Annotated in this window: 10 protein-coding genes and 1 pseudogene; 2 read left to right on the top strand and 9 right to left on the bottom strand. The window is 59.1% G+C overall.

Annotation, left to right across the window (positions count from 1 at the left end):
* Positions 1 to 361: 361 nt before the first annotated feature.
* The 5 genes from merD to merT are packed head-to-tail and all read right to left on the bottom strand — an operon-like array spanning position 362 to position 3,542.
* Complete coding sequence (gene merD / locus ACP7B7_RS29280; protein ID WP_131387571.1) at positions 362 to 703, bottom strand: mercury resistance co-regulator MerD; 342 nt, start codon at positions 701 to 703, stop codon at positions 362 to 364.
* 18 nt (positions 704 to 721) lie between these two features.
* The gene (merA, locus tag ACP7B7_RS29275; protein WP_131687577.1) at positions 722 to 2,407 is read right to left on the bottom strand and encodes a mercury(II) reductase; all 1,686 of its coding nucleotides are present in this window, start codon (positions 2,405 to 2,407) and stop codon (positions 722 to 724) included.
* A 43-nt stretch (positions 2,408 to 2,450) separates the two neighbouring features.
* Positions 2,451 to 2,873 (bottom strand): organomercurial transporter MerC, encoded by a 423-nt coding sequence (gene merC / locus ACP7B7_RS29270; protein ID WP_131687578.1) that lies wholly within the window; start codon positions 2,871 to 2,873, stop codon positions 2,451 to 2,453.
* Positions 2,874 to 2,900: 27 nt separating this feature from the next.
* Positions 2,901 to 3,176, bottom strand: coding sequence for a mercury resistance system periplasmic binding protein MerP (merP, locus tag ACP7B7_RS29265; protein WP_131687579.1), 276 nt, complete (start codon positions 3,174 to 3,176; stop codon positions 2,901 to 2,903).
* A gap of 15 nt (positions 3,177 to 3,191) precedes the next feature.
* Complete coding sequence (merT, locus tag ACP7B7_RS29260) at positions 3,192 to 3,542, bottom strand: mercuric ion transporter MerT (protein ID WP_131687580.1); 351 nt, start codon at positions 3,540 to 3,542, stop codon at positions 3,192 to 3,194.
* Positions 3,543 to 3,613: 71 nt separating this feature from the next.
* On the opposite strand from merT, the gene merR reads away from it, so the two are divergent.
* Positions 3,614 to 4,069 (top strand): Hg(II)-responsive transcriptional regulator, encoded by a 456-nt coding sequence (gene merR / locus ACP7B7_RS29255; RefSeq protein WP_131687581.1) that lies wholly within the window; start codon positions 3,614 to 3,616, stop codon positions 4,067 to 4,069.
* Between the two features lie 116 nt (positions 4,070 to 4,185).
* Complete coding sequence (locus ACP7B7_RS29250) at positions 4,186 to 5,136, top strand: tyrosine-type recombinase/integrase (RefSeq protein ID WP_131687582.1); 951 nt, start codon at positions 4,186 to 4,188, stop codon at positions 5,134 to 5,136.
* A 262-nt stretch (positions 5,137 to 5,398) separates the two neighbouring features.
* Here ACP7B7_RS29250 and ACP7B7_RS29245 read toward each other — a convergent pair.
* From ACP7B7_RS29245 to ACP7B7_RS29230, 4 genes and pseudogenes are all read right to left on the bottom strand, one after another.
* Positions 5,399 to 5,773: pseudogene (locus ACP7B7_RS29245) on the bottom strand (EamA family transporter); the annotation flags it as partial.
* Positions 5,774 to 5,837: 64 nt separating this feature from the next.
* A complete protein-coding gene (locus ACP7B7_RS29240) occupies positions 5,838 to 6,572 on the bottom strand; it encodes a hypothetical protein (RefSeq protein WP_426079029.1) in 735 nt (244 codons plus the stop codon).
* Between the two features lie 3 nt (positions 6,573 to 6,575).
* Positions 6,576 to 7,988: a DUF4158 domain-containing protein gene (locus ACP7B7_RS29235; protein ID WP_426079028.1), complete on the bottom strand. Its 1,413-nt coding sequence runs from the start codon at positions 7,986 to 7,988 to the stop codon at positions 6,576 to 6,578.
* Positions 7,989 to 8,053: 65 nt separating this feature from the next.
* Positions 8,054 to 9,115, bottom strand: a complete 1,062-nt coding sequence (locus ACP7B7_RS29230; RefSeq protein ID WP_426079027.1) for a cation transporter — start codon at positions 9,113 to 9,115, stop codon at positions 8,054 to 8,056.
* Positions 9,116 to 9,133 lie beyond the last annotated feature (18 nt).

Raw genomic sequence — 9,133 nt, 5'->3', positions numbered from 1 at the left:
ACATACCATGTAATTACATACCATTTTTCGAGAAATTCAAGCTCAAATTTTCCTTGAAATTGAAGCAGGATAATATAAGGTTATCCTGTGTCAGGCGACCTTTTGCGCCATATTGGTTGCATTTGCTGTACATTTGCCGATAGCGCCAGACAGGGGGCGTCTCAGAAAACGGGAAATAATGCACGCTAAGCCAGTGGCAGCGGTCGCAATGGCCTGAACTTCCCCGCACCGACCTTGGCGCTGCTGCGCCATAGGTAATTGCCGGTCAGGTTTATGTGGTCCTACCCCAGCGGCGACAGATAGCCGGTGAGCGGTTTGTCCGTCTCAGACGGCAAGTGCTCGGGGCTATTAATGGCAGCCTCTACGCGTGCTGTGCCGGTTCGGTTGTCATGGCTGCCAATTGCATTTCCAAGGTGGCCAACGCCTCGCGCCGACGCTCGACGAGTTGCCGCAACACGGCAAGCTGCGCGGCCACACCATCACCGTCCGCAGCATCCAGCGTCCGATATAACCGCGCCAGTGCATGCACGCCGATAACCACTTCGAAGGCACACAGCCGTTGTAAGGCGGCGTCATCGAACAAGCCGTAGCTGCCTGGGGTGCACACCACCGGGCGAAGCAATCCGCCCAGCAGATAGTCACGCACGATATGCACGCTGACCCTGGCATAACGGGCCAGCCGGGACACCGTGTAGACGTTCATTAAACACCTCCTTTTTCCTCATCCAGCGCAGCAGGACAGTTGCTTGACGTCCTTGCTGAAGGTCTGCGCCGCAAGCTTCAACCCCTCGACCATCGTCAGGTACGGGAACAATTGGTCGGCCAGTTCCTGCACGGTCATACGGGTGCGAATGGCGAGCACCGCAGTCTGGATCAGTTCACCCGCTTCAGGGGCCACCGCTTGCACGCCGATGAGCCGTCCGCTACCTTCCTCGATGACCAGCTTGATGAAGCCGCGTGTGTCGAAGTTGGCAAGCGCACGCGGCACATTGTCCAGCGTCAGCGTGCGGCTGTCGGTCTCGATCCCGTCGTGATGTGCTTCCGCCTCGCTGTAGCCCACGGTGGCGACCTGCGGGTCGGTGAACACCACGGCCGGCATTGCGGTCAGGTCCAGGGCCGCATCGCCGCCAGTCATGTTGATCGCAGCACGGGTGCCGGCCGCTGCCGCCACATAGACGAACTGAGGCTGGTCGGTGCAGTCGCCGGCCGCGTAGATGTTCGGGTTGCTCGTGCGCATGCCTTTGTCGATGACGATGGCACCATGCGCATTGACGACAACGCCCACTGCTTCCAATGCCAGGCTGCGTGTGTTTGGTGCCCGGCCGGTGGCGATCAGCAGCTTGTCGGCGCGCAATTCACCATGTCCGGTGGCCAGCACGAATTCACCGTCCACATGGGCAACCTGGCTGGCTTGCGTGTGCTCCAGCACCTCGATGCCCTCGGCGCGGAAAGCAACCGTCACGGCCTCGCCGATGGCCGGGTCTTCCCGGAAGAACAACGTGCTGCGTGCCAGGATTGTCACTTTGCTGCCCAGCCGAGCAAAGGCTTGCGCCAGTTCCAGCGCCACCACCGACGAGCCAATCACGGCTAGGCGTTCGGGAATGGTGTCGCTGACCAGAGCCTCAGTCGAAGTCCAGTAGGGTGACTCTTTCAAGCCAAGAATCGGCGGCACGGCCGGACTGGCGCCGGTGGCGACCAAGCAGCGGTCGAACATCACGATGCGCTCGCCACCCTCGTTTAAACGGACGACCAGGCTCTGGTCGTCCTTGAAACGCGCCTCGCCATGCAGAACGGTGATGGCCGGGTTGCCGTCCAGGATACCTTCGTACTTGGCGTGCCGCAGCTCTTCGACGCGAGCCTGCTGCTGGGCCAGTAGTTTGCCGCGGTCAATTGTAGGGACGGTCGCTTTGACCCCGTCATCGAACGGGCTTTCGCGGCGCAGATGGGCGATGTGGGCGGCGCGGATCATGATCTTGGACGGCACACAGCCGATATTGACGCAGGTGCCCCCGATGGTGCCGCGCTCGATCAGCGTGACGTGCGCGCCTTGCTCGACGGCTTTCAGCGCCGCAGCCATCGCGGCTCCACCGCTGCCAATGACGGCTACTTGCAACGGGTGTTCGTCGTCGCTACGTTTATCCGCGGTCCCCATCCAACCGCGCACCTTGTCGAGCAGTCCGGTGCGGTTGTACGTCGGTGGCGCATCGGCAAGCGTTGCCTTGTAGCCCAGTCCGGCCACGGCGGCGATCAGCGCGTCCGGTGACGTGCCCGGCAGGGTGGCGAGTTGCGCTGTGCCCTTCGAATAGGACACCAGCGCCGACTGCACGCCGGGCATTTTTTCGAGCGCGTCTTTGACGTTCGTTGCGCACGAGTCGCAGGTCATGCCGGTGATTTTTAGATTGGTCATGCAACAACTCCTATTTTACTCATATTGGCCACGGCCTTGACTGTTATCCGCGCCGGGGTGGCAGTTCGCATCCGTCCGGGCCGCAGCGGCGGTTCGCAGGCGAGACAAAATTCCAAATGGATACCCCGACCATGAACGCCAAGCCGACATAGACCAGGTTCGCCGTCCACCAGTTGCTAAGCAACCAGACCGTCCCAGCGAACACAATGGTTAGCCCGATAATTCCGAGCAGGCTGCGGTGCCATTGCCGATGACTCAGCCAGCCCAGTGCATTCGCCAGCCAAACCACGACTGCGAACAGCGGCAGCAGCTTGGAGATGAACAACCCTTCGTATTCTTGTAGAAAGCCAAGCCCGATGGCCACGCCCAAGCTGGCGATAGCCGGAAAACAAGCGGCGCATCCCATCGCGGAAACAACGCTGCCAAGCTTGCCAGCCTTGTCAGCAATGCGTGTGATCAGTCCCATGATCGCCCCTGGTTCGGATTCAGTGGCTCACTGCTTGACGTTGGACGGATAGCCCGCGTCTCCGGTTGCCTTGGTCAGCTTCTGCACGCTGGTCTTGGCATCATCGAAAGTGACAACCGCTTCGCGTGTCTCGAAGGTCACGTCAACTTTACTGACGCCTTCAACCTTGGAAATCGCCTTTTTAACAGTAATCGGGCAGGCGGAGCAGGTCATGCTGGGAACGTACAGCGTGACGGTCTGGGTAGCGGCCCACACGGGGCCAACAATAGCGGCGAGGGTCAGGGAGGCAAGCAGTTTTTTCATGATGAACTCCTGTGATTAATAAAAAAATGGCATGACGTAAGGAAATCCGAGCGCGACCAGGACCAGCGCGGCCACGATCCAGAAAATGAGCTTGTAAGTAGCTCGCACTTGGGGAATCGCGCAGACCTCATCCGGTTTGCAGGCTTGCGCCGGGCGATAGATGCACCGCCAAGCGAAGAATAACGCCACCAACGCTGCGCCGATGAAGATCGGGCGATAGCGTTCCAGCACCGTCAGGTTGCCGATCCATGCACCGCTGAATCCCAATGCGACCAGGACTAGCGGCCCGAGGCAACAAGTAGAAGCGAGGATGGCGGCCAGCCCACCGGCGAAGAGCGCGCCGCGCCCGTTTTGTGGTTCAGACATGCGCTTGTCCTTTCGAATTTGAATGGAATAGCGTAACCTTACTTCCGTAGTCATGTACGGAGTCAAGCGATATGGAAAACAATTTGGAGAATCTGACTATCGGCGTTTTTGCCAAGGTGGCCGGGGTCAACGTGGAGACCATCCGCTTCTATCAGCGCAAGGGCTTGTTGCCGAAGCCGGACAAGCCCTATGGCAGCATCCGCCGCTATGGTGAGGCGGATGTAACGCGGGTGCGGTTCGTGAAATCAGCCCAGCGGTTGGGCTTCAGCCTGGACGAGATCGCCGATCTGCTGCGGCTGGAGGATGGCACCCATTGCGAGGAAGCCAGCAGTCTGGCCGAGCGCAAGCTCGAGGACGTACGCGAGAAAATGTCTGACCTGGCGCGCATGGAGGCCGTGCTGTCTGAGTTGGTGTGTGCATGCCATGCGCGAAAGGGGAACGTTTCCTGCCCGCTGATTGCGTCACTACAAGACGGAACGAAGCTCGCTGCATCGGCGCGGGTGAGTCACGGGGTGACTACCCCTTAGCATGCTTTAAATTCCGAATTCTGAGACGACCCCAGACAGAACATGGCCCGACTCTTGCAATTTACCACACGAACAGCCTCGACCCTCCGCCACTCCACTCTTTTGCCTTGCATGTCATGTCCGATATCGACCGCTTTCTGCAGGCCGCCACGCGCGAAAACACTCGAAAAAGCTATCAAAGCGCGATCCGCGACTTTGAAGTGGAATGGGGTGGTTTTTTGCCGACGACGCCCGATAGCGTGGCACGCTATCTGGCCGATCGTGCTGGCAAGCATGCCGTCAACACCCTGCGTCAGCGATTGGCCGCATTAGCCCAGTGGCATCTCGACCAAGGCTTTCCAGACCCTACCAAGGCACCGGTAGTACGCCAGGTCTTGCGCGGCATCCAGACGCTCCACCCAGCCGAGGAAAAGCGGGCAAAACCATTCCAAATTGATAAACTCATGGTGGTCGATCACTGGTTGACGGCCAACGTCGACGCCGCGCAATCCCACGGAGAACTGGCTACCGAACTGCGTTACCGCCGCAACAAAGCGTTGTTCCTGCTCGGTTTCTGGCGCGGATTTCGCGGCGACGAGCTGACTCGCCTGCAGATTGAGCATGTTCACTTCACCCCAGCAGAAGGGATGACTTGCTTCTTGCCGCGCACCAAAGGTGATCGCCAGCTCAAAGGCGGCAACTTCACGGTGCCGTTACTATCGCGTCTGTGCCCAGTCAGCGCTTATGAGGAATGGATCGCCGCAGCGAGATTGACGGCTGGACCGGTGTTCCGCGCCATTGATCGTTGGGGCAACATACGCTCTAACGGACTGAATATCGATAGCCTGGTGCCGCTTCTACGCAATATCCTGCACGAAGCCGGAGTGGACGCGCCTGAATTGTACAGCGCCCACTCGCTTCGGCGCGGCTTTGCCAGCTGGGCCACCGCCAATGGGTGGGATTTGAGAACGCTGATGGAACACGTTGGCTGGAAAAACGCCCAGTCCGCTATGCGTTATATCGACAGGGAAGATCCCTTTAACCAGCGCCGCATTGAGCAGAATCTACATCTTCCTGAGAGCGAGTGATCAGACATCTGCGGCTGGACCGAAGGCGCGTATCCGCTGAGCACCCTATGCAGGGCCCACTGGAATGAAGTGATGGGTTTGGTAAAGGCCGTCAGCCCGAGCCTCGATCTGACGCGTAAAACCTGCATGCTGTCCTAGGCAATTACTGCTCTGCTAGTTCTGCTATCGGCACCGGATCATCGCCCGTATAAATGTACTTTTGTGCCATCAGGCCGTTCGTCGGTTAAACTCGCTCACCTCTTCGCACGTAGCTTGGGTGAGCTCATAAATGATCGTGCCGGTGATGAATGTCAGGGAAATGGGGATGTGCATGCCGCAGCGGCGTATGCTGGTGGGCGTGCACATGGGGCTCCTTACCATCCCAACTGTCGTCATGCGTGTGTTGGTGATGGGCGTCATGATTGTGTGAATGTGTGTGGAACATCGGCTCATGTTCATGATCGTGCTCATGCTTTTCTGTTAAATGCAGCCAAATGCCTGCGGCCATCAGTGCTGCTGCTAGCCAGAACAGCAGCCCTGGAATATCGCCCAGCATGAACAGCGAAATGATCGCGCCGACAAACGGCGCTGCTGAGAAGTAAGCGCCCGTGCGGGCCGTCCCCAGATACCGTAAAGCCAGCACAAACATCACGAGACTGGGGTTTGAGGTGCAGTGGAACGGAAAACCGGGTTAAGCATTTATCCTTGACTGCTTTCCAGGCTTAACTGCATCTTGCCAAGATGTTCAGCACTACGTTGGTGTCCGCCTCTATCTCGTCCACCACGCTCTGCCAGTGATTGATGACACGCCGTACGCTCGGCGCCGGCTGGCTGTCATGCCACATCGTAAGCATGCGGCGGTACGACACCAGATCGGCACGCTGGACGCCGTAGAGCGTCACCATGCGGGTAGCATCGATGTCGCTGATAGCTTGCGGGATATCGACGACCCGCTCAAGCATTTGTTCCGCCTGGGCGGCGGTGTCACTCTGGATGGTGCGCAAGGTGTCGATGATCAGTGGCAGGCCGAGTGGACTGGGGCACGTCGCGATCTTGATTTCCTCAGCGGCGGCGTTGCCGGTAGCGATAATTAATACGTCATGGCCGGCGTGCGAACTGAGGTCTGCCTTGGGAATATGGGTTCGTACCCAGGGAAATAGATCCAATTTCTGTACGATCAGCATGCGCAATTCCAGCTTGAACCCCTGCTCTACCATGCCAGTTGTTGCCGTACCCTGGTTATCGACCTCAAATAGCTTCCAGAGTCGATCAATGTGTTCCTCGCGCTCGGCGTCCGAAAACAGACTGAGGTTCCAGCCAAGACAGCACGTCATGACTGCCTTCTTTCTCAGCTCGAATTCCGGCACAAAAAGGATGTGCGGCAGCAGGTAGGAAGAAAAACAATTCGCTACGGAATAATGCTTCGTCGGTATATTCATATGGGTTTGCTTGGTCAAATTCTACTCATCGTTCGCCGGGTTGCGCAACGGTCGCAGCTCACCCTTGGCCACAGCTTCCGGTACTGAGAACGAATACCGGCCGAGCATGTTGATGTGCTCATGCAGCAGTGGCGACAGCCTGGCCACGTCTTCATCCTTCACCTCGAAGCCTTCCGCGCGCAGCTGGTTCAATGCGGCCTCGCCAGCGACATTCGCGCCAAAGTGAATTTGCTCGGCCAGCGCGGGCAGGAAGCGGCGCACGGTCTTGTACTTGGCGTCCAGCTCCTGGTAGTACACATTGTCTGACGGCCGAATCAGTTTGTTGACGCCGGCCAGGGCTAGTGAGAGCGCTTCAGGCGAAATCCGCGCGAACAACTGTTTGCGCAGCTCGGCATCCGGCACCGCATCGTCGAGCAGCATTTGACAGGCACTGGCCAGGGTCGCAGCCGCTTCGTCCAGGTCCTTGAGCGAGCGCAGGCGAGATTTTTTGTCGGCTTTCACGGCATCGCCGAACAGCTCCCGAAGGATCACTTCCAGGACCTCCAGCGCATCATCCTGTGCTGATGCTTCGAGGCAGTGCACGAACGCAACAAGGGTGGCCAGGCGGCGCAGCGGCGGCAAGCGCAGGATCGCACTGGCTTTGGCGGCGCCGGCGAAGCGGGCCAGGGCCGCGACGCGCGTGGCCGGGATGCGCGTGGCGGCCGGCAACCGTATGCCAAGCTCGCGGACGGCTTGCAGCCGCATCAGCGCCAGGCTCATGGACCGGCTGCTGGCCACTACCGGCCCTGTGCGCAGGCGGTCGAGCGGCGAATTCCGAGTGCCGCCAGAAGAGACCAGGAGGCCTTCCAGGCGGCTCTGCTGGTCCAGGCTGACCCCACTGCCAAGCGAGCGCCACAAACGTTCCTCGACGCGGCTGCGCAGGCGCGCAACGTGGCGTTCGAGGGTCGTGCAGCCAGGCAGCAGCACTTTGTGAGTAACAAGCCACGTTGTGGCACGCTCGAACAGCACGCTCGGCCGGTCGGTGCCGGTCCAGCACAGAGCATACAGCCACCGGGTCAGGCGAAATGCGATCAGGGGTTCCGTAAACTCGACGTAGCCATAAGATGCGCGAATTTCCGCCGCATGCTGCCAGCGTTGCTCGCCCGTGCTGTAGGGACTCGCCTTGTCCAGCGCCTCGATGCGCAACTGCTTGGCCAGCGTCCGCAACACGGGTTGGGGCACGGCCAGCGGGTCTTCCAGGAACGTGCCCAGGTAGCGCACCGTCCCGAGCTGGACGGCAAAGCCCAGCCGGTTGTGCGCCCCGCGCTTTTGCGCAATCAGCGCATAGTCGGTGTCATCCAGATGAAAATACCGGGCGAGATCATGAGCCGACGGCGGGCCGACATAGCGGCCGTAGTTTTCGCGTTGCTCATTCGAGAGAAAGCTGACTGGCATGAATCGATCTATCGCTGCTGAGTGCTATCGATTCGCTGGGTCACCATGACAGCAATGGTCTCCGCTTACTTCAATTTGAGGATTCGGCGCGCCCCATTTAGTACGATAATGCCAATGACAGTGCCGATCACCAAATCAGGATAATGGGAGCCAGTCCAGGCAACGAGTGCGCCGGCGACAATCACTCCAATGTTGGCAACTACGTCATTGGCAGAGAATATATAACTTGCCTTCATATGAGCGCCGCGATCGCGCTTCTTTGCGATCAACACTAGGCACGCCACGTTCGCGGCCAGCGCAACCGCGCCGACACCCATCATTAAGCCAGATTCTGGCGCGCTACCGAGCAAGGTGCGCCGCACGACTTCGCCAAGCGCCCCGAGTGCAAGCGCCATCTGCAACCAACCAGCAACATGCGCTGCGCGCGTCTTGAGAGATGCGGCGCGGCCCACAGCATACAACGCGAGGCCATACACGGCTGCGTCGGCGAACATATCTAGGGAGTCGGCTACCAAGCCCGCCGATTGGGCAATTAGACCCCACACCAATTCGACCACGAACATGGCGCCGTTGATGGCCAGGAGCAAGCGAAGGGTTTTCGCCTCCGACTGGTCACCCGCCTTGTCGGTGTCGGCACGATCATCGGGGGCTGCTGTCGTTGCACTGATTAGATACGCACCGAACTGCAAAGGAATGAGCTTCGACAGGATGGGATCAATGGTGCCGGTATGGGTCACGTGGAGCTGTCGCTGTGCGATATCGAAGTTGAGCGACTTGATATCGCCTATGTCGGAGAGGGCTATGCGGATCATGTTCTCTTCTGACGGACAATCCATCTTGGGGATCCCCAAAGTGCTCGTCATCCGTGTTGCTTGGGCGGGAGCTGAGCGCGACTGGTGCAGTTCGACGCCCAGTCCCAAAGGCAACAGCGCATCAACTAGCGCTCCCGGAGCACCGCGATGAAACAAGGTTACCGTGCGAGTGTTCAGGTCGAACGCCATGCGGTCAATATCCGGGACGCCCCCCAAAGCCATCCGGATCAGATTTTCTTCCGATGGGCAGTCCATCTTAGATACGAATAAAACGGTTTTCAGGGTGACAGGAGCGGAAGTTGGATCTGGCGTCATGGCGAGGGACTTTCAAGT

This window comes from Janthinobacterium sp. PSPC3-1 (assembly GCF_049896105.1).
Classification (GTDB): Bacteria; Pseudomonadota; Gammaproteobacteria; order Burkholderiales; family Burkholderiaceae_D; genus Janthinobacterium.
This window is presented reverse-complemented; position numbering and strand designations above follow the sequence as displayed.